Source organism: Microcoleus sp. PH2017_09_SFU_O_A (assembly GCF_020738625.1).
Taxonomy (GTDB): Bacteria; Cyanobacteriota; Cyanobacteriia; order Cyanobacteriales; family Microcoleaceae; genus Microcoleus.
In genome coordinates, this window is record NZ_JAEQCF010000002.1 from 36,667 (window position 1) to 58,435 (window position 21,769).

At 46.7% G+C, this 21,769-nt stretch carries 16 protein-coding genes; 10 read left to right on the forward strand and 6 right to left on the reverse strand.

Features of this window, described 5'->3' with window-relative positions; translation table 11 throughout:
• Positions 1–340 precede the first annotated feature (340 nt).
• Both JGK16_RS01035 and JGK16_RS01040 read left to right on the forward strand, forming a co-directional pair.
• Entirely contained in the window at positions 341–3,112 is a 2,772-nt protein-coding gene (locus JGK16_RS01035) for an amino acid adenylation domain-containing protein (RefSeq protein WP_293189302.1), read from the forward strand.
• A 432-nt stretch (positions 3,113–3,544) separates the two neighbouring features.
• Positions 3,545–4,714, forward strand: a complete 1,170-nt coding sequence (locus tag JGK16_RS01040) for an RNA-guided endonuclease TnpB family protein (RefSeq protein ID WP_293174389.1) — start codon at positions 3,545–3,547, stop codon at positions 4,712–4,714.
• A 54-nt stretch (positions 4,715–4,768) separates the two neighbouring features.
• Here JGK16_RS01040 and JGK16_RS01045 read toward each other — a convergent pair whose 3' ends face one another.
• On the reverse strand, positions 4,769–5,773 hold the full coding sequence (locus tag JGK16_RS01045) for a phosphoribulokinase (protein WP_293174286.1): 1,005 nt from the start codon (positions 5,771–5,773) through the stop codon (positions 4,769–4,771).
• A gap of 634 nt (positions 5,774–6,407) precedes the next feature.
• Here JGK16_RS01045 and petH point away from each other — a divergent pair.
• Positions 6,408–7,616: a ferredoxin--NADP reductase gene (petH, locus tag JGK16_RS01050; protein WP_293174283.1), complete on the forward strand. Its 1,209-nt coding sequence runs from the start codon at positions 6,408–6,410 to the stop codon at positions 7,614–7,616.
• Positions 7,617–8,901: 1,285 nt separating this feature from the next.
• Here the strand turns inward: petH and JGK16_RS01055 are convergent.
• Positions 8,902–12,531 carry a CHAT domain-containing protein gene (locus tag JGK16_RS01055; RefSeq protein WP_293189304.1) on the reverse strand — a complete coding sequence of 1,210 codons (3,630 nt, stop codon included), beginning with the start codon at positions 12,529–12,531 and terminating at the stop codon, positions 8,902–8,904.
• Between the two features lie 243 nt (positions 12,532–12,774).
• Between JGK16_RS01055 and JGK16_RS01060 the strand changes: the two genes are divergently transcribed.
• Positions 12,775–13,017, forward strand: a complete 243-nt coding sequence (locus JGK16_RS01060; protein ID WP_293174278.1) for a hypothetical protein — start codon at positions 12,775–12,777, stop codon at positions 13,015–13,017.
• 280 nt (positions 13,018–13,297) lie between these two features.
• Here the strand turns inward: JGK16_RS01060 and JGK16_RS01065 are convergent, their stop codons facing one another.
• Positions 13,298–14,569, reverse strand: a complete 1,272-nt coding sequence (locus JGK16_RS01065) for an aspartate aminotransferase family protein (RefSeq protein ID WP_293174276.1) — start codon at positions 14,567–14,569, stop codon at positions 13,298–13,300.
• A gap of 128 nt (positions 14,570–14,697) precedes the next feature.
• Here JGK16_RS01065 and JGK16_RS01070 point away from each other — a divergent pair, with 128 nt between their 5' ends.
• The gene (locus tag JGK16_RS01070) at positions 14,698–15,972 is read left to right on the forward strand and encodes a ribulose bisphosphate carboxylase small subunit (RefSeq protein WP_293189306.1); all 1,275 of its coding nucleotides are present in this window, start codon (positions 14,698–14,700) and stop codon (positions 15,970–15,972) included.
• Positions 15,973–16,143: 171 nt separating this feature from the next.
• Here the strand turns inward: JGK16_RS01070 and rbsK are convergent, their stop codons facing one another.
• Positions 16,144–17,079: a ribokinase gene (gene rbsK / locus JGK16_RS01075; protein ID WP_293189308.1), complete on the reverse strand. Its 936-nt coding sequence runs from the start codon at positions 17,077–17,079 to the stop codon at positions 16,144–16,146.
• Between the two features lie 86 nt (positions 17,080–17,165).
• On the opposite strand from rbsK, the gene JGK16_RS01080 reads away from it, so the two are divergent.
• From JGK16_RS01080 to JGK16_RS01095, 4 genes are all read left to right on the forward strand, one after another.
• Positions 17,166–17,306, forward strand: coding sequence for a hypothetical protein (locus tag JGK16_RS01080; protein ID WP_293189310.1), 141 nt, complete (start codon positions 17,166–17,168; stop codon positions 17,304–17,306).
• A 106-nt stretch (positions 17,307–17,412) separates the two neighbouring features.
• Positions 17,413–18,108 (forward strand): response regulator transcription factor NblR, encoded by a 696-nt coding sequence (gene nblR, locus JGK16_RS01085; RefSeq protein WP_293174270.1) that lies wholly within the window; start codon positions 17,413–17,415, stop codon positions 18,106–18,108.
• A 215-nt stretch (positions 18,109–18,323) separates the two neighbouring features.
• Positions 18,324–18,839 carry a DUF192 domain-containing protein gene (locus JGK16_RS01090; protein WP_293174386.1) on the forward strand — a complete coding sequence of 172 codons (516 nt, stop codon included), beginning with the start codon at positions 18,324–18,326 and terminating at the stop codon, positions 18,837–18,839.
• A 904-nt stretch (positions 18,840–19,743) separates the two neighbouring features.
• Complete coding sequence (locus tag JGK16_RS01095; protein ID WP_293144219.1) at positions 19,744–19,959, forward strand: DUF2949 domain-containing protein; 216 nt, start codon at positions 19,744–19,746, stop codon at positions 19,957–19,959.
• A 55-nt stretch (positions 19,960–20,014) separates the two neighbouring features.
• On the opposite strand, the gene JGK16_RS01100 is transcribed toward JGK16_RS01095, so the two are convergent.
• Together JGK16_RS01100 and JGK16_RS01105 are read right to left on the reverse strand one after the other, a co-directional pair.
• Positions 20,015–21,172, reverse strand: a complete 1,158-nt coding sequence (locus tag JGK16_RS01100; protein ID WP_293174268.1) for an alanine--glyoxylate aminotransferase family protein — start codon at positions 21,170–21,172, stop codon at positions 20,015–20,017.
• Between the two features lie 73 nt (positions 21,173–21,245).
• The gene (locus JGK16_RS01105) at positions 21,246–21,491 is read right to left on the reverse strand and encodes a DUF5340 domain-containing protein (protein ID WP_293144225.1); all 246 of its coding nucleotides are present in this window, start codon (positions 21,489–21,491) and stop codon (positions 21,246–21,248) included.
• Between JGK16_RS01105 and JGK16_RS01110 the strand changes: the two genes are divergently transcribed.
• A complete protein-coding gene (locus JGK16_RS01110) occupies positions 21,490–21,747 on the forward strand; it encodes a hypothetical protein (protein ID WP_293174266.1) in 258 nt (85 codons plus the stop codon). The two genes, JGK16_RS01105 and JGK16_RS01110, sit on opposite strands and share 2 nt — an antisense overlap.
• The last annotated feature ends 22 nt before the right edge of the window (positions 21,748–21,769 follow it).

Here is a 21,769-nt window from a genome sequence, read left to right on the forward strand (position 1 = left end):
AGGAGTAAGGTAGCTAAAGTGCTTTGCTTGTTTACTGCGATCGCTCCCGATCGCCCCCGATCGCCAATGAGATGATTGCCAAAACAGTCTTGATCTAGACCAGATCAATTAATAAGCCGTATAATTAAAACAGGACAAAAAGTAATTATCCAGAAACAACTTCCGTTCCCCAAAAGCACATTGATTCGCGCCGTCATATACGTATTATTACTGCAATGTGACAGTTTCGAGACTGCTAAATAAGCAATCCACAAAAAGCTGTGATCTGGATCAATGCGCGATAAGGAATTTTCCCTAGGGTGCCTCTCTTAATCTCCCTCACTCTACTTAAATCAAAAATATGATGAATTCTCAAGATGTTTTGACGAGTCGTGATGGGTACTTACCCAACCAGGAAACTGATGCACTAAAAACTACCCACGATGTCTGTGTCGATCTTCCATTACATAGTCAGGATATTTCCTCTGTCGAGGACTCTCAAGTCGATCGAACTCCATCTGACTATGTGAGTATCCATCAATGGTTTGAAGCACAGGTTAAGGAGACTCCTGATGCGATCGCCCTTTCATTTCAAGGGCAAGAATTAACCTATGATGCCTTAAATCAACGCGCAAACCAGCTCGCCCATTACCTCCAAGCACTAGGAGTGCAACCGGATGAACTGATTGCTATCTCTATGAATCGCTGCATGGAAATGGTGATTTGCTTTTTGGGGGTGATGAAGGCTGGGGCGGCCTATGTGCCGATCGACCCAGCCTATCCCCACGAACGTCGAGCGTACAAGTTACAAGACGCCGGTGTGCGATTCATTTTGATTCAACAGCATCTGGTTGAATTTTTGCCAGAACACAATGCTCGCGTGATTTGTCCAGATACAGACTGGCACGATATGGCGCCATACAGCACTGAAAATTTGTCTCTGCTGACAACGCCCGAGCATTTGGCTTATGTTATTTACACCTCTGGTTCGACGGGAAATCCCAAGGGTGTAATGATTACTCACCGGGGTATGGTTCACCACAGCAAGGCGATCGCACAGGCATTTAATCTTCAGGCTGGCGATCGGGTACTGCAATTCTCTAGCATGAGCTTTGACATCATCATTGAGGAAGTTTTTCCATCCTTGGTAAGTGGTGCAACAATCGTGCTGCGAACTGAAGACTGTATTAGCTCTACTCGCCAATTCCTCGAATTTATTGAGCAAGAACGTATTACTATTCTGGACTTGCCAACTGCTTTTTGGCATGGTCTCGTCAGCGGACTCTCATTGCTAGGTGTTCCCATGTCCCCAGATGTGAGATTGGTGATTGTGGGCGGAGAAAAAGCCTCTCGCGCTCTGTATGCTGAATGGCGACAATTGGTAGGGGAATATCCTCGTTGGCTCAATACCTACGGGCCGACTGAAACTACAGTGACGGCCACCATTTTTGACCCGATCGCTGAAAGCTACGATCTCAGTAGTGAAGCAGACATTCCGATCGGTCGTCCCCTTCCCAACAGCCAAATTTACATTCTGGATGAAAACCTAAATCCTGTGCCCGATGGCGACATTGGAGAACTGTATATTGGCGGCCCAGGGGTTGCGAGGGGATATCTCAACTTGGCAGAACGCACTGCAAGTAAGTTTATTGCTAATCCATTTAGCGATCGACCTGGAGACAAACTTTACATAACAGGGGATACTTGCCGCTATTTACCCAATGGAACGTTGGAGTTTATTGGTCGCATCGATTTTCAAGTAAAAATTCGAGGTTTTCGGATTGAGTTACTAGAGATTGAAACCTATTTGGAACAGTACCCATCTGTGCAGCAAGGTATAGTTTTGGCACGGGAAGATGTACCCGGTGAAAAGCGCTTAGTGGCATATATCATTCCGAAGCCCGGACAACCAATTCAGGTGTCTGAATTGCGTAGTTTTCTACAAACCAAACTACCGGCATACATGATTCCGGCAGCGGTTGTAGTGATGGACTCTTTCCCGATGACGCCCAATGGTAAGGTCGATCGCCGTGGGTTTCCAGAACCTCAGGTTGCCGATCTGGTTACAAATAGTGAAGTTGTGTTGCCTATTGATGGACTAGAAGCTCAACTTGTTCAAATTTGGGAGCAGATACTCAATATTAAGCCGATCGGCACTACGGATAATTTCATGGATTTAGGCGGTACATCCCTGTTAGCCGCTCGCTTAGCTGACAAAATTGACCAAAAGTTCCAGCAGAAAGTCCCACTATCGATTATCTTCCAAGCCCCAACCATCAAGCAACTATCCCAGATTCTACGTCAAGGCGATATCCCCAACCAAAGCCTTTCCCTTGTCGAGATTCAACCGAAAGGTTCTCAGCCACCACTCTTTCTGTTTGAAGGAGTGTCTATTTATCATCCGTTAATTCCATATTTAGGGCTAGATCAGCCGATATATGGCTTAATTGCTGTTGTTAAAGATGGCGTGCACGGGCCAGTCAATCAGGTTGAGGCGATCGCAGACTATTACATCAATGAACTCGTGAAGGTGCAACCAGAAGGCCCCTATTATTTGGGTGGTTTGTCATTTGGAGGTATTGTTGCTTTTGAGGTTGCTCAAAAATTGGCAGCTAAAGGACAGAAAACAGCGTTATTGGTGATGTTTGATTCCATGTTGCCCTCTGCCTACAAGCCCCTACCCATTCAGCAGCGGCTGCGCTTCCATGTCCAAAAAATTGCTAAGCAGGGCGTAGGTTACATCGTCAGTAGTGTCGTCGATAAAATAACGACAGTTACAGACGGAATGACAATGCTGGCCCGCAAGACGATCGGGCGAGACAACAAGGTGAAAGAACCTACAGAGTCAATGTCTTACACCACCGACTATTTGATCAGAGAGAAGATAATTGATCTGGCAGAACGAGCTTACGCGCCAAAACCCTATGCTGGCAAAGTAGTGATGTTTCGAGCACAGGATTCTCAAGATGGCGTAAGTGTCAGTCTCGATCCGGATCTAGGCTGGAAACCTTATCTCAAAGACGGTCTGACCATTTACGATGTACCTGGAGACCATCTCAGTATTTTACTGGAACCCAATGTCGGGGCGATCGGCAATCGAATGAAGCTATTACTGGAGGAGGTAATGGTGTAGCAGTAAAGTTTTTGGCATTCTTAATCGATATTCACACAGGGTTGCATCAAATTAGATAATTCAAAAAAGTAGAACTTCCCTCAATCAAGCCGGAAAAACATTTTTAAACTCTCTATTGCCAAATACTCTACCCTAACTCAATAGGCTTGGCTTAAAGATTTTTTACGAATTTCGTCTCACGATTTCATAGGCAATACAGGCATTTTTAAAAAGTCAGATAGTTCTTAAATGAACCGTATTACGCCTTAATTATTCGCTGTGCCAATATCACCATCTGCCGTTCATTTCACCCACAAAAAAAAGAGGCGCACTCGCGCCTCTCAAATCTTTCATCAAAAAAAGTGGGTGGAAACCCCGTCCTTCGCTCGACGGCTTTACAAAAACATACAACACAGAGCTAATATCACAAAAGACGTGTTAGGCTGTGAAGATATGGAAAAAGCCTATCGCTACCGATTCTATCCCACCAGCGAGCAAGAAAACCTCTTGCGACGGACAATGGGCTGTACCCGGCTAGTGTACAACAAGGCTTTGACTTACCGCACGGAATCTTGGTACGAACGCCAAGAAAGAGTTGGCTACAGCGAAACTTCCTCTATGCTGACGAACTGGAAGAAAGAGGAAGAACTTGATTTCTTGAATGAAGTTAGCTGCGTACCTCTTCAACAAGGCTTGCGCCACCTTCAGACAGCGTTCACCAACTTCTTTGCAGGACGAGCCAAATATCCTAATTTCAAGAAAAAGCATAACGGTGGCAGTGCTGAATTTACCAAATCTGCCTTCCGCTGGAAAAACGGACAGGTATTTTTGGCTAAATGTAACGAGCCACTACCTATCCGCTGGAGCAAACAAATTCCCCAAGGGTGCATTCCGTCTACGATTACAGTGAAATTAACGCCTGCTGGGCTTTGGTTTGTATCCATATTAGTAGACGACTATAAAATCCAACCATTTCCAAAAACAGATAAAACTATCGGATTGGATGTGGGGATTACGAGTTTGATTGCTACTAGCGACGGCGATAAAATCGCCAATCCCAAACACTTTAAGAGACTTCGCAAAAAGTTAAAAAGAAAGCAAAAAACGTTAGCACGCAAGCAAAAGGGAAGCAACAATCGGGAAAAAGCCCGGAGACAGGTGGCAAAAGTCCACGCACAGATAGTCGATGTGCGTAAAGATTTCTTGCACAAGCTAACGACTCAACTCGTTCGTGAAAACCAAACGATTGTAGTTGAGGATTTGGCTGTCAAGAATATGGTGAAAAACCATAAGTTAGCTCTTGCCATCAGCGATGCTAGTTGGGGTGAATTGATTCGCCAGCTAAGTTACAAATGCGATTGGTACGGGCGTGAATTAATAAAAATAGACCGCTGGTTTCCCAGCTCTAAGCGCTGTGGAAACTGCGGTCACATTGTTGAGAAATTGCCGTTGAATATTCGCGAGTGGGAGTGTCCCAAGTGCGGGACAAACCACGATCGTGACATCAATGCTGCAAAGAACATTTTGGCGGCTGGGCTAGCCGTTTCAGTCTGCGGAGCAACTGTAAGACCCGAAGAGAGTAAGTCTCGGAAGGCTGGTGCTATGAAGCAGAAACCCAATTAGCGATGATTGGGAATCCCCGCACCTTCAGGTCGGGGTGGATGTCAAGTCAGAGTTCTAAACACTAACAGCAACTTTTGATTCTTTTGCAGTCAACTTTTCGTAAGTCGCCCGCATCTTCAATCCCACCAATACTTGGAATAAACCAGTTCCATTGTTGGAACCAGGATATTCGCGGTGTTGGAGTAACAGGTGAGTCAACTCGCCTTCGTATTTCGCAGAAGTCTTGCTCAAGTGGCTTTCGATGTAAATCACTTCTTCGAGATTCTCGAACTGACCGTCTACTTCCAAAATCGAGACTTCGTGGCCGTAGAAAGCATCTGGGCCGTAGTACATCTTAATTCCGGGATAGGAACAAGTCAGTTTGCGGCCGCAAGGAATCCAGTTAATTGTCGAACCTTCGTCAAACAAATACGCAGGTTCAAAGTTGGCGATACCTTCGCGCTGAATCATTTGGACGCGCAGAACCTTCCGTTCTTTGTCATCTTTGATCAAGTTGGTCGGCAATACTTGAATTACCACGTCAGCATATTGCTTTTGTGGGTCGATGTACGCTGTGAAATCTGGTTTGCGAGCATTGATCGCAAACAGCACGTCTTCGTAACGGTGGCCCCGTTCCGCCATGTCGCGCTGGATTTTCCAAGCAATTTTTACTTCGTCGCTGATGTCGAGGTAGACGCTGAAGTCGATGAGATTTCTCACTCGCTCGTCGTAAAGGGGGTGCAACCCCTCAATCACAATCACGTGATTCGGCTCTACCCGCTCAGGAGGATCGAGCAGACCGGTTTCGTGGTTGTAAATCGGCTTGTCTATTCCCCGACCTTCTTTGAGCGCTTTCATTTGCTCGGCCATCAGGTCAAAATTGTTCGCTCTGGGGTCAAGGGCGGTAATCCCTGTTTCCTTGCGTTGCTTGCGATCGAGACAATGATAGTCGTCAAGGCAGATTACAGTCACGAAATCTTCCCCGAACAAATCTGTCAATCGGCGCAAAAAAGTAGATTTTCCGCAGCCGGAGTCTCCGGCAACGCCAATTAAAACCACGCGATCCGGCTTACTGGTCATAGTTTCCCTCTAACAAAATCACTGTTTACTAAGTAACTGAAGTCTAGATTCCAAAAAATTTCAGCCCGCAGGTAGCTACAAGCAGGCTTTCTGCGGGTTTGCTACCCCGAGAGGATCGAGGACTAACCAGCATACAGCAGTCAGTTGACTGCCTGTCCGGGAAGACCCAAGCAATCTTCAAGGCAAGAAATTAATACTAACTTTAGTGGTTAATCTTACCAGAATGCGTCCGCCCCCTACAAGCTCAACGTCATTTAGCTAAATCCTACTTTCAGCAAGACAGCATTTAAATTGTATATTTCTTGAGCCGTATTCCCCTCTCCCCCTCTCCCCCTCTCCCCAAATCAGAACGAGTTATCGGGGCAGATCCCCCGATCGGGTAAAATATTGGCAGTACGCAGACAACAATAGCTATAGGTCAACACCTGAATGCAGCCGGGCGAGACCAAGGGCGGCGATCGGCTAATCGGGAATTAGAGGCAGAGCGATCTCAACTTGACACTCCCGCCTGCGCGGCAATGCCCAAAGATTCGCGCGGGCAAATTAGTCCAGGTGGCCTTAAGAAAAAAGTAAATTGAGTCTAACGTCACATTCTCTTTCTTTATAACTCTGTATCGTGAAGGACAAGCAACAAATGTACAGCCCAAGCATATCTGGTGTAGCGGCCAACTCAGAATCAGGCAGCCGCATCTTTGTTTACGAAGTGGAGGGTATGCGTCAGAGCAAAGCAACTGACGAAACAAATCACCCGATTCGCCGTAGCGGCAGCGTGTTTATCTCCGTGCCGTACGATCGCATGAATCAGGAAATGCGCAGAATTGCTCGCATGGGTGGCAAAATCGTCAGCATCCGCCCCTCAAACGGCGCTCCCGAAACTACTAATGGCAAAGTCGCACCAGAAGCAGGGCTACAGAGTCAGAAATCTGGAGAAAAAACTAAGCCCATGACTCAAGCAAAGGAAAAAGTTCAGGTTCCTGTTAACCTCTACAAACCGGCCAATCCCTATATTGGTAAGTGCATCTCTACAGAAGAAATGGTCAGAGAAGGCGGCGACGGCACAGTTCGTCACGTCACTTTCGACATTTCTGGTGGCAATTTGCACTATCTAGAAGGTCAAAGTATCGGGATTATTCCCGATGGAACCGATAAAAACGGTAAACCTCACAAAATTCGACTTTACTCGATCGCCTCTACCCGTCACGGCGACAACCTCGACGACAAAACTGTCTCTTTGTGCGTTCGCCGGCTGGAGTACAATGACCCGAAAAGTGGCGAAAGAGTATTCGGCGTTTGTTCGACTTTTCTCACAGGTTTGGAACCTGGGGCTGATGTCAAAATCACTGGCCCGGTAGGGAAAGAAATGTTGTTACCCGATGACGAAGATGCCACCGTGATTATGATGGCTACTGGTACGGGTATTGCTCCTTTCCGCGCTTATTTGTGGCGGATGTTTAAAGAAAATAATCCTGGTTACAAGTTCAAAGGTTTAGCTTGGCTGTTCTTTGGAGTTGCTTACACTCCCAACATTCTTTATAAAGAAGAATTGGAGCAATTGCAGCGCGAATTCCCCGATAATTTCCGCTTAACTTATGCGATCAGCCGCGAGCAAAAGACTGCTGACGGCGGTAAGATGTATATTCAAAACCGGATTCAAGAGAACGCAGACCAACTGTGGGAATTGGTTCAAAAGCCGAAAACTCACACTTACATCTGTGGTTTGAAGGGCATGGAAGGCGGCATTGATGAGGGAATGTCTGCTGCATCTAGCAAGCACGGCATTGACTGGGCTGGCTATCAAAAACAGTTGAAGAAAGAGCATCGCTGGCACGTTGAAACTTATTAATGTGTAAAGTGATTTAATCTGATTTGTAGGGCGGGCTTAGGCTTGCCCTATTTTTTTAAGAAAGAGTTTTTAGCCCATATTCCGCAGTTCTGGCTTTGATGATTAAGGTTTTTCATATATTCACTGTATGAAAAACATCTGCGCCTACCTTGTCTACTTTTGGTATCATTATTGTCAGATTTTTGAGATATACAAGAATTTTGAATTTACAGATATTTCCTAATATATTCATTTGTGGAATCTTTGAGCTAATTTGCCATAAATTAGATATCACAATTCCGGCAACATGATTTTTGCCTTGCTAATTATTGGGATTTATTCAACTATATTCTCAGGTTTATTTTCATCCTTATCCATCTTCAACTATTAAAAAATATTCACTGCAAACGTTTCCTAAATAATTCAATATATCCCAATACGGTTTACTTAGAATAGTCCGAAGAGAGGAACGTTAGCTTTCGCGATCCGAAGGAAAGCAATCTCCGTATCTATTTCTCATAGGGTTTTACCCTCAGGGCGGTCTTAAGTAAACGGTATTGCAATATATCCTGTTTTTTGTTAAGTTGCTCACCTGTTCGGCTCCATTTAGATTGACTAAGTGTACGGCTTAAAACATCTGAAATACCGACCGTATTGTCGGTTTATTTGTTGATTTCTTAACCTAATTTCTCATACTAGAGCGTCGGTACAGTAGAATATTTTGACAAAAAGAACGAAATATGTATTATGTAGGGGTTCTCGCATGAGGGCGACAGTAGATCGCGATCGCCAACCATTTTTTTTGTCCTCATGCAACGCCGGGCCAAGGTCTACATCAACATACATACTATGCCGAGGAGTGTCAATTTCTTTTACTGAACCGACGCCCTAGTATTCCTAAATAGCCTAAATTTAGGACTGTTATCGCTCCTTCATCACTCTCAGACAGTAAAAATATGACCATAATTTGATAATGCTTATCTAGTATGGCTTTGTGGAGCGATTTTCTAACACCTTCCTTTGTTGGGATCGTTTGGGAAGAGATCCTTTGCTGTCGTGTCTTCGAGAATTTACTCTCATGAAAGTGACGAAAGAGCGTTATGGCTCCTTGAGGATCATTCATGGTTTTTACCTCTTTTATCCTGACTCAATATTTTTTAACCAAAAAAGCCTGAAATGCTTGCTGGATAAATATTTCAGGCTTGAATATTTCAACTTGACAACCATCAATTCTGTTTAAATATCTGCGGAATCTGGGCTATAATTAATGACAACTGTCAACTGTCAACTATCAACTGTCAACTGACTAAACTCCAGCAGCAGTAAAAGCTGCCCAGTGATAAGGATTGGCAAAAGGACAGGGTTTGCGGTTGCGAATTTGCTGTAAAGATGCTTCAGCAATCAGGCGAGAACTTTGTGAAAGCCGATCGAACATTTGCGAAATTTGAGGCTGAAAATCCGCCAGCAACACCTCCAATTCCTCGCCTGTCAAATCCCGCAGCCACCTTTGAGCCTCCGCAAGCGATCGCGCCACATCTCCCACTTGCAATCGAGGAAAACGCCCGAGATTTTCATAAAACTTGCTCGTCAGCAGCAGCGTTGAAACATCATTCACTTTCCACAGGCTGCTGACAACACTAGATGTGCCAGCATACAACAAACCCGCGGACAAACCGACAAAATCTTCAGTACCGCTGACTGAGCCTGCTGCAATTTCGCAAGCCGATAAAGTAACTAAAAAGTATTGCCGACAATCGAAATTAAAAATTTCCTCCAAAGTCATAGTATCATTTCTCACAAATACGCCTGATTTGAGCGGGAAAGCGAAATCAAGCACGCTCAAACAAGCAAAGTGAGCGCATTTTTTCTGCTGCACTTGTCCTATTTTCGCGGATGAATTCCCATCATTTACAGATATCGATCGAGAAAAAGCCTCTTTAATTGCTGGCTTCTGCCGCAAAATTTCTGTACTGGAAAAACACTGGGAAATATTGCCGATTTCCAGGTTGCTGTAAAGCGCATCTCTGCTGAAAGTGGGAACTGCCAACAGGTGCTGCAAATTCGGTCTGTAGCGGCCGATAGCTGCGCTGCGCGCGATTTGTCTCAACCGCAATAGCTGGCAGCTAGGAGCATAGCGAATTCCTCCGGCAAATCGATCGATCAAATAAGCAGGAGGAGGTGAAATTTCCCCAAAGGACGAACTGTGAGAAAAATCCGAACTGTTGTGCGTATCCAACAGATCGAAACCGCTGCGATCGCCGCCATGAGACCTGAAAATTGCCCCGGTGTCCTCCAACCCGTCTCTCACCCCCAAAGGCAAAGCATGGAGCGGCAAAGCGTGCAAAAATCGGTGCGGCACCACAATTAGCCGATCGCAATTTTCCGGAATCAGCGCCACCACTCGATCGATTTCCAACAGCGCGGCCAAGCGTTTGAGGCGAGCCGGGAGATGATTGATCCAGCGACCTTTTTGCTCGGAATAAGCGCTGAGGTACTCTCCGGCCCAAGTTTCGGCAGCTAAAGCATTTCCCGCGGCACAGAGGTGAACGGCGGGATATTCTGCACTCTTCACCACCACAAAAGCCACTACCAAATCCTCCAAACTCGCCCACACCACAGCAGCACAATTGGCATCAGGCAACAATTGGCGAATTTGCTCGAAAGTAATGGGTTCAACTTTGCGAGCTAAGCTGAAGAAAGGGTCGTTTGCCTGCACCTCGCGCGCAATCAACCCATCAAACTGCCGCCACAATTGATTTAAGTGCATAAAATCGGAGTTCGGCATCAGAGAACCGCTGTTCAAACCAGGGCTGTCGCCCTCAGAAATCAAGCTAGTGCTGGGTTCGGGTTGTCGCTGTTGTTGCTGCCGCTGTTCCCTTGCTATTTCCAGTTGCAATGACTCCAACTCGCTGCGTACCGCTGCCGGAATGTCGCCTTTTGGGGTCAGGGGGGATTTAACCAGGAGTTCTACCAAATTCCGATTTTTGTGGCGTTCAGCGTATTCCAGGGCTTTAGCGTAATATTCCGGCTGGCCCGGGCCGAGTTCTAGGCAAACTTGTACGAGGGATTTATAGAGTCCTCTCCAGGTGCTGACTAATTTGGCTTTTGAGTTACTTCCCCGATCGCCCAAATCGGCCGCATCAACCCCAACTTCGCTCCGCAAGAACTCCACAGTATCGACAGCAGTAGTAAAAACGCCGTAGGCGCGCAGCAACTCGCCTCGCCTTCGGTAAGCTTCACCCAAATAAAATAAAATTTGTGCCCAACGGTGGGGATAGGTTTCGCGAGTGTAGATTTGGCCGGCACTGTGATAGCAGGCGATCGCGCTTTCGATGCGAGACGAGTTTTCCGTCTCCGTCAGTTCCGAAAAAGCTCGGCCCAGATAAATTTGCAGCATGGCCCAGCGGTGGGGAGATCCGTGTTTGGTGTAGACTTGGGCTGCATTTTGATAACAGGCGATCGCGCTTTTGAGATTGCGGTTTTTTTCGCCTTTCACGTGTTGGCTGAAAGCGCGTCCGAGGTAGGCACAGAGCATTGCCCAGCGTTCGGGAGTTTTTTGGCGGTTGCAAAAGAGCAAAGCATTTTGATAGCAGGCGATCGCCATTTCCAGATTTTCCGCTTTTTCCCCTTTCACCCGCAGACTGTAGATCCTGCCGAGGTAAGTTTGGATCGAACCCCAGGCTTCGGGAAATTTGATGCGAGTGTAGACTTGCAAAGAATTTTGAAAGCAGGTGAGTGCCATTTCCAGATTTTCGACTCCTTCGCCCTTAATTCGATCGATAAACACCCGGCCCAAATTCCTTTGAGTCGTCGCCCATTGCAGCGGAAAAGCTTCCTTAGTCCGCACTTGCAAAGCTCTCTGGTAGCAGTTGACAGCGTATTCGAGATTTTCTGCCCGATTCCCCCGCAGGAAATCATAGTAAGCATTTGCTAAATTATTTTGAGTCGTCGCCCAGCGCCGGGGAAACATCTTGCGGTTGTAGACTTGCAAGGCATTGTGGTAGCAAACGACTGCCTGTTCGAGATTTTGGGCTTTGTCACCGCGCAGTCGGCGGCTGTAAGCGCGGCCGAGATTGTTTTGAGTGCTTGCCCAATCTCCTCCGAAACCCTCGCGGTTGCGAACTTGTAGGGCGTTTTGATAGCAGGCGATCGCAATTTCGAGATTTTCGGCCGCATCTCCCCTGAGGCGCTCGCTATAAGCGTTTCCCAGATTGTTTTGCAGCGTCGCCCACTGTTCCGGGTACTGTTCGCGAGTTCGCACTTGCAGGGCATTAGCAAAGCAAGCAATGGCTTGTTCGATATTTTGAGCCTTATCGCCTTTGGGGCGATCGGTATAAGCATTGCCCAGATTATTTTGCATGACTGCCCACTCTTGGGGAAAGTCTTTGCGGGTAAACACCTTAGCCACGGTTTCGTAACCGGCGATTTCGATTTCCAAGTTATTCGCCTTGCTACCGAGGGGAAACCGCCCAATTTTGTTGCTCAGATTGCCAATTAGGGCCGCAATGCGCCTCGCCTCTGATTCTGGGGCAGTAGGGAGTACCAAAGTTGCCCAGCGGCGCAGCAAATCTGCGAAATTCTGGTCGAGTTTGTCTAAATTGTTTCTCAGCAGCGCGTACACGTGCTGCGAATCAGGGTTGCGCGCCACTGCTTGCAATACTTCTGCTAAAAAAGCCAGATATGCTGCCCCGGTTCCGGGCAATTTAGCATTGCTCTTAGCAGATTCTAAGGGTGCGATCGTCCTTTGAAAGAATTTTGCAGCTTTGAGCAAGCTGTCTCGTGTCAGTGCCGGCTCTTCCAAGTACAGCATTTGCACAAACCCAAAGTCGATCGACTTTGAGTCAGTCCTCAAAATCAAATCTATTCCTGAGTCCACAGGATTTTCCAGCAGCGCTCGGAGCATATTAACATCAGTTTCGCGACGCTGTTCGTCCATCGTGCATTCCGCCGAACTATTAACGATAGGATTGCTGCTTCTGTGCAGCCAATGAAATTAGGAACTGTTTCAATTTGGCTCTCGAACCGGAGGTAGGAGTCTCCGACGGATTATAGACCTTAAAGGATGAAATCAGTTAAACCAGGATTCACAAGTGGCAACAGACAGGCTGATAGCGAGATTAGCACCTACAATCACTAATAGTATTATTGTGCCCGTTGTCTTTAGCCAAATTCCGGTCTAATGCGTCGTCAGTGTTTCGGGGCGGGTTTCACAGACAATATTCGAGTAGAGGATAAAACTCAATTTTATCTTGAGATATTTTTTGTGTCGATCGGCATTCAAAAGCGGTTAAAAATTCCCAACCGGGAGTCTATTAACTTTAAGACTTATCTAGAAGTATTAAAAAAACCCGGTTTTTGCAGCATACACATCGTCACAGCGCAGTGTATTTGCCTAAAAAACTGGTTTCCGGGCAAGTCCTAAACTGGATAAAACCCGCCCCGACAGACTTGCAGCGGGGCGGGTTTACTTTTACCCTGATAGGGACTGATATCATGTCCGGTCGATTACCATAACAAAAACGGTTTGTAGTGCGCCCGAAAGTCCGCTCTGATGCTGCGGACTTCAGTCCGCACTACGAACGCATCTGATTGCGATGATCGAACACGACAGGAGGCTAAGAAACCGGGTTTCTCAGGAATAGCGCCTCTGCATATTGCGCCAGTTGCAGCGCTACAGCTCACAAAAATCAACCCAGTAGATTTTAGTGTACCGCTTGAGAGCGCAACGCTTCCTCAACGGCAAGCAAAGCCCGATCGACTTCAGCAGCAGAAACAATTAGAGGTGGAACAAACCTCAACACCTTCGGCCCGGCGGGAACCAACAGCACACCAGCGGCGATCGCAGATTTAACAATATCAGCCGATGTCAGTGCAATATCAGCCTGCAATTCCAGCCCGACAATCAAGCCCCAGCCCCGCACCTCAGCAATCAAATTCGGATATGCAGCCGCCAGTTGGTTGAGGCCAGCTTTCAACTGTGCTCCGCGCTGTTGGACGTTTTCCAGCAGGTTTTCCCGTTCTAAAGTTTGGCACACGCACAAAGCGACAGCACAAGCAAAAGGATTGCCGCCAAAAGTGCTCGCGTGACTTCCCGGTTCAAACACATCGCAGTGAGACTTGCACAGCATAGCGCCGATCGGAATACCGCCGCCCAATCCCTTCGCAGAGGTAAAGATATCCGGTTCAATACCGAGATTTTCGTAACCCCAATATTTACCGCTGCGTCCCATCCCGACTTGCACTTCGTCGAGAATTAGCAAAATGCCTTTTTCGTCGCAAATTTCCCGAATCCGTTGGAAATAGGCGATATCTCCGGGACGAACTCCCCCTTCACCTTGCAGCGCTTCCAGCATAATTGCAGCTACTTGGCGTTCGTCTTTGTCGAGTTGCTCGATCGCCAGTTCGATCGCACTAATATCATTGTAAGGAACATAGTGAAATCCAGGAACCAACGGACTAAAACCCTTCTGATATTTAGGTTGTCCCGTCGCCGTAATCGTCGCCAAAGTCCGCCCGTGGAAACTAGCAACAGCAGTAATTATGGTCGGATTCGAGATATTTAATTGTTCGTGGGCGTACTTGCGCGCCAGCTTAATCGCCGCTTCATTAGCTTCCGCACCCGAGTTGCAAAAGAAAGCTCTGTCCGCGCAAGAATGATCTACAAGCCACTTTGCCAGCTCGCCCTGTACGGGGATGTAGTAAAGATTAGAAACGTGGTGCAGCGTCTGAATTTGCTGAGTTACCGCTGCCACCATCGCCGGATGGGCGTGTCCCAGAGTGCAGGTAGCAATACCCGCCACAAAATCGAGATATTCGCGGCCCTCGGTATCCCAAACGCGGCAGCCGAGGCCCCGTTCCAGGGCGATCGCAAAACGCCCGTAAGTAGTCATTACATAACTGTCGAAGCCCTCAGAACTGAACAAACTGGCTTCGGCTTGCACGCTTGGTTCTTTTAGTAAGGTTTCTGGACTCACGAATCGCTCCTTAACACATAATATGTAGAACTAGATTGTACGGTAAAAATCCAGCTTCGCGTTGCAGGCTGTTAATTTTGTCATAAAATTGTAACAGTAACAGCAATAAATCCCTCACAAATCTACTGATGAGTTATTACATTTCTCCTAACTTTCTCGATAAAGTTGCGGTGCACGTCACTAAGAACTTTTTAAATTTGCCTGGGGTAAGAGTTCCCCTAATTTTGGGAATTCACGGCCGCAAAGGAGAAGGTAAAACATTTCAAGCCGAACTGGTTTTTCGGCGAATGGGCTTTGAACCGGTGATGATATCTGGTGGAGAATTAGAAAGTCCCGATGCCGGAGATCCGGCGCGTTTAATTCGTTTGCGCTACCGCGAAGCTGCGGAGCAAATTCGAGTGCGGGGCGAGATGTGTGCAATTTTTATTAACGATTTGGATGCCGGTGCTGGCAGGTTCGATACTACGACTCAATATACTGTAAATACTCAGATGGTCAATGCCACTCTGATGAATATTGCGGACAATCCCACTAACGTGCAGTTACCGGGAAGTTATGACAGCACGCCACTGCACCGAGTGCCGATTATTGTCACCGGAAATGACTTTGCTACGCTTTACGCGCCGCTGATTCGCGACGGGCGGATGGAAAAGTTTTATTGGGAACCCAGCCGGGATGATAAAATTGGGATTGTCAGCGGAATTTTTGAGTCTGACAATTTGTCACAAACCGAGATAGTGGGTTTGGTAGATAATTTTGCAGATCAGGCGATCGACTTTTTTAGCGCTTTGCGATCGCGCATTTACGACGAACAAATCCGCGAATTCATCCACAAGATAGGAATCGAGCAAGTTTCCAAGCGTTTAGTCAACACTCTGGAAGCACAGCCAGATTTCCCGAACCCTAATTTCAGCCTCGCTCATTTATTAGAAATGGGTAGTTCAATGGTTGGTCAACAAAAGCGGGTACAGGAAATGCGCTTGGTAGATGAATACAACCAATCACGGCTGTTTAACGTTCCTGGAACTGTCAATGTCCCGGCTGTGGCGCCAACACAAAATCAACAAAACGACCCCTCATCGAAATATTATAAGGCTTATGTCGAGCCAACTTCAACTATTAGTAACAGTAAATCTGCGCGGCTGAGCGGCGAGGTATTGGAACAAGTGCAACAGTTATTAGCAAGGGGCTGCAAAATAGGGATGGAATATGCAGACAATCGCCGATTTAAAACAGGTTCCTGGCAAAGTTGTGCGACAATTAAAACGGCACAGGAAAAAGATGTGGTTGCATCGTTAGAAACTTGCTTGGCGGAACACGGCGGGGAATACGTGCGGCTGATTGGTATCGATCCAAAAGTCAAGCGCCGGGTAGTTGAAACAATTATTCAGCGGCCACAGTAGGCTGTGCTTCGGGGCACCTTACAAATTCAAGAAGACTTGGCGGTTGAAACCGCGTCTATACAAGCAAAGCCCGCCGGACGCCGGTTGAAGAGTGGGCAGTTAAAATTATGTTATCCTCTTCAGTCCGCGAAGGCGGACATCGTTTGTGTAGATGCGGTTTCAACCGCCGTCTTATCTAAATTCTGCTGCTAAATTATGCTGCAAAAATTTATCAAAAGTTGCCCGATCGGGCATAGCAACCTGAGCACCCACCTTAGTTGCACACAGAGCACCCGCTGCACAGCCCCACACCACCGCCTCCGACAGCGATCGCCCGCCATCTAACGCCGCAGCCAACCCACCGTTAAAAGCGTCGCCAGCAGCCACTGTGTCGATCGCCCTCACAGCAAAAGCAGGCACAAAAAAGCTCTCATCCGCAGTCACAGCAACCGCCCCGCGATCGCCCAATTTGACAATAACATTCTCGACACCGCGCTGCTGCAACTGTTTGGCTGCCCGAATCGCCGTTTCTGTGTCATTCACCGGAAAACCGAATAACTGTCCAGCTTCCACTTCATTCGGCGTGATGATGTCGATTAGCGGGTAAAGGTCGATCGGCAAATCCCCCGCAGCCGGTGCCGGATCGAGAATCACTCGCACCCCAGCTTGACGAGCAGCTTTCGCAGCTTTTAGGACAATTTCCAGGGGAATTTCTAACTGTAACAGCAAAGATGTAGCTTCAGACAACACTTTTTTAAGACGTTCTATATCTGCATCACCAACATTATTATTTGCACCCGGAATCACAATAATATTATTTTGACCGCTATCGTCTACGGCAATAATTGCCACACCTGAATGAGTGCTTTTATCTATTAATACATTTTCTGTATTCAAACCATAGGATTGTAAACTTGTCAATAATTCTTCAGCAAATTTATCGTTGCCCACACGCCCGATCAGGTGAGTCGAAGTTCCAAGACGCGACGCTGCTACGGCTTGATTTGCTCCTTTACCGCCGCCGGCAGTGAAAAAATTGCTACCGATGATAGTTTCCCCAGGTTGCGGCAATCTGGGAGTTTTTGCTGCGAGGTCAATGTTGATACTGCCAAATACAATGAGGCTCATGGATTGTTGAATTGGGTAATTGGTAATTAGGTTTGTAGTGAGGACTTCAGTCCTCTGAGTTTAATATTGAATTTGGGCATTGGGAATTGGGAATTGGGAATTGGGAATTGGGAATTGGTAATTGGGAATTGGTAATTGGGAATTGGGAATTGGGAATTGGGAATTGGGAATTGTCATTGGGAATTGTCATTGGCTTATCTTGCTTATTTCATGATTTTTCCATCTAACTGTCAACTGACAACTGTCAACTGACAACTGTCAACTGTCAACTGTCAACTGTCAACTGTCCCCTGAGACGTGCTAGAACTGGTATGGTCTAAATCGGTCAATGCAATGGCTGCACTCACTCTCGATCGCAATCCCTGTGTCCTGCTAGTAGAAACAGACGAAGTTCTCGCCGGACACTTAAGTCTAGACTTAAAATCCTCCGGCTACGAACCAGTAATAGCTTCTAGTATCGCCACAGGCCAACATTTAGCCCATAAATTGCAGCCAGCTTTGATTGTAATCGATCGCATACTTGGCCCTGAATCGGGGCTGTCGCTGTGTTCTCACCTCCGAAGTGGTGGCAATCGGGCGCCAGTGCTATTATTGATCGGTCGCGATACAGTGGACGATCGCGTGGCTTGTCTGGAAGCTGGCGCAGATGATTATTTTCTCAAACCTTACCGCACTGAGGAGTTTATGCAGTTGGTGCGCTTGTATTTGCAGCCGGATAACACCAGCAGCGAACAACTGAGGTTTGGTGATTTAGTTTTGGATTTGGCGTCTAGGCGAGCTCTACGCAACGGACGGGCGATCGACCTGACGATGAAGGAATTTGAACTGCTAAAGTATTTGATGGAACATCCCCGCGACGTTTTGACTCGCGAACAAATTCTAGAGAATGTTTGGGGTTACGACTTTTTGGGTGAGTCGAATGTGATTGAGGTTTACATCCGCTATCTGCGTCTCAAAATTGAAGATGAGGGCGAAAAGCGCTTGATTCAGACTGTGCGCGGTGTTGGTTACGTGATGCGCGAAGCTTGAAGTCAGTTGACAGTTGACAGTTGTCAGTTGACAGTTGTCAGTTGACAGTTGTCAGTTGACAGTTGTCAGTTGACAGTTGACAGTTGTCAGTTGACAGTTGTCAGTTGACAGTTGTTAAAAAGTCCCATTCCAATTACCAATTCCCAATTCCCAATTACCAATTACCCATTACCAATTACCCATTACCAATTCCCCATTCCCAATCTAAAATCTTTATGAGTTATTTAACTAATTTCCTAAATATTGGGGTAATTATATTTTTGCTTGGATGTTCGCCGGCTTTACCTGTCGCAAATTCTGGTGTTACTGGTACTTTGGCGTCGCAGTCTCCGACGGCGACAACATCCGGTCAAGTTTTGCCTGTTTCTGCTAGAGCTCGGATAGCCGATCGCCAGATCGAACTTGAAGTCGCCAAAACATCCGAACAACAGGCTATGGGTTTAATGTACAGAACTTCTTTGGCCGATGACAGAGGAATGCTGTTTGAGTTTAAACCCGCGCGCTGGGTCAATTTTTGGATGAAAAATTGCAAGATTTCTCTGGATATGATTTTTCTGCGGGATGGAGTCGTGACAGCCATCGCAGCAGAGGCACCTCCTTGTACAGCCGATCCTTGTCCCACCTACGGGCCCGATACTGCTGTCGATCGAGTGATCGAGATCCGGGGCGGCCGGGCTGCTGAACTTGGTGTCAAAGTGGGCGATCGGATTGAAATCGAGTTTTTCCAGTAACACTTCGGACATTTTCAGGGCTTACACATGGGGCTAGAAACCCGGTTTCTAGGTGTATTTCTGGTTCCCAGTCGCAAAATTTAGTAGAAACCCGGTTTCTGAAGTCACTCCCCCTCTCTCCCCTCTCCCCCTCTCTCCCCTCTCCCTTTCCCGCTGAGTTCGGCTTCCAGAAAACCTCAAAAAATTAATAAACTTTACAAAACTTGATAATATCTGTTAAAGTATTAATGTAAGATACAGCACAAAGACCAAAAGATTTGCTACGATGTCAATCTGAGTTCGTCTGGGCTTGAGCTTGTTTGCAGAAGCTGTAGATTGTTAGTTCCAGGTATGAGAGGAGTCAGCGACTCGTTACCAATCCTGAGAGACGATGCTCAGCCGATCGGGCTCCTGGCACGAAAAGAAATTCTCTGGAACTTCTGGCGCCAAACCTGAATCTACTAAACCTGTCGGAAGTAAGATGCTACAAGCCAAATTAAGTGGCAAAGTTAACTTAAGGTAGCAAGGTCGGCTGCGATCGACATATCTGACAAATATTGCCGAAGTAGATTTGCGGATTCTGCACTTTCGCAGATGAAGTTAAACTCTGAACAACAGTGCAATTAGTTTAGGTAGCAGAATTTCTTCAGATTCGCGTTGCACAATACCGAGGTATTCAGTTTAAGTTCGATCGCGCTCAACAGGCGATCGGGCAGACAGCAGCAAAAGTGCAAAACCTTTCACTTCTGGGGAAAGGTTGGCTTTAGAGTCACACTCAGCAGTAAATTTGGGATTTTCCACAACCGCTAATACTGTTTTAACAGCTATCGACGGCCAAGAGACAGATTTAAAACTGGCTTATTACTAATCAAAAACATCAGGTTCGCATCAGAAAATGGTGTCCTATACATGGAGACAAAATCACATGGCACCCGCTACATACACTAGATTAATTCGATTTTTACAAGAAGATTTGGCAATCTCTCCCGCGTCCATCGCTGTCGCCGAACGTGTTGGCGGTGACGAAAAACGGCAGCGAGATCGAGACCCTAATTCCTTGCCGATGGTTCTGTGGCAGTACGGTTTAGTCACTCTGGAACAATTGGATAAAATCTTTGATTGGTTATCCCAAGCCTATTAAAAGGATTTTAGATTTGAGATAAAACCCAAAATCCAAAATCCTTTAATAACTAAGATTAAGATCCAGCTAACTCTTTCGCAGCAGCGGCGATACCGGCACCAGGAAGGCAGCCTTCATGACCCAATTCTTGCAACACGACTTCCAAAGCGGAAATTGCTGCTAGAATATCGCGATCGCACACAAAGCCCAAATGACCGATGCGGAAGATTTTACCTTTCAAATGGTCTTGTCCGTCGGCGAGAGCAATATCAAACTTCTTTCTCATCAAAGTTCGCACTTTTTGAGCATCTACAGACGCAGGCGGCATAACTGCGGTAATGGCAGGACTGGCGGCATCATCAGCAGCAAATAATGGCAAACCCAAAGCTTTTACAGCGGCGCGAGTAGTTGTCATCAAGCGCTTGTGTCTGGCGAAAACGTTTTCCAATCCTTCGCCTTTCATTATTTGCAGCGATGCTTGCAGCGCAAAAAACATATTGACTGGCGGAGTAAAAGGAGTCGTATTTTTGGCAGCGTCTTTGCTATATTTACCCAAATCTAAATAATAGCGGGGCAGTGTGGCAGTTTTGTAAGCTTTCCAAGCCTTAGGACTAACGGCTACAAAACCCAAACCCGGGGGAATCATGTAAGCTTTCTGAGAACCAGAAGCAATCACATCTAGCCCCCAAGCTTCCATTGGCACGCTGACAGCACCTAAACTGGTGACAGCATCAACCATAATTAAAGCTTCGCCGTGGGCTTTGACGTGGCGGTTGATGGTTTCGAGGTCATTCAGGACACCGGTAGAGGTTTCTGAGTGAGTGACGATGACAGCTTTGATTTGCTTCTCAGTATCTGCTTCGAGTTTTTCGCGGAAGTCTTCGGGGTTCAAAGGTTGACCCCACTCAGCTTTGACGATTTCGGCATTTAAACCGTAAGCTTGTGCGACTTCAGCCCAGCGTTCGCCAAATTTACCATTGCATCCGACTAAAACTCGATCGCCCGCACTCAAGAAATTAATTATCCCAGCTTCCATCGCGCCGGTACCGGAAACCGTCAAACTCAGTACGTCGCCGCTGGTTTGGTGCAGCCATTTGAGATTTTCGGTACATTCGGCAAAAATCGCGTCAAATTCCTTGCTGCGGTGGCCCATCGGGTGTTTTGCCATTGCTAGCAAAGCCGCTTCCGGCACCGGTGTAGGGCCGGGAATCATCAGCATTAACTTGTTGTCCATTATGTCGTCCTAACTTTTTCGATGGGAGTTCTACAGAATAAATCAAATACGATCGGTTGGTACTCTAAGTTTTTTAACTTTTAATGCCAGTATGGTTAGTTTCATTTAAAGACCAACGGTATTCTACTGCCAAGTTCGATCGCTCGCAGCTTTGTTCTAATTGCTTTTGAATGGCAAGGGCTTTACGCAGGGTAATAATAAGTTGGTGAACTTGTTGCTGTTGGGGCGATTGTGGACTGACAGCAAACATTGTTTTGCGTTCTAACAATTGAAGTAACAATTCATAATGAATGTACGAAGGAAGGGGAATTGGCTCCATGAAAGCTAACATACCTCAGCGAACCGATACCCCATTGCAAGTGCATGGGGCATCACAGGTGAACATTAGATGCCCGACTTCTTATTTGTTTTCTAACCTTACAAAAACCCCTGCTTTGCCGATCGAATATTCGGGGCTGGGTGCGTTGGTAACGCTAAATTTTGCGATCGACTGGCGACAGCGAATAGATTTAATTGCTTTCTGGCAAAATATTTCTCTGCAATATAGCTTTGAGTGCTATTTTTTTTGCAGTTAGGCGCTTGAGTCGATGCAGGCTA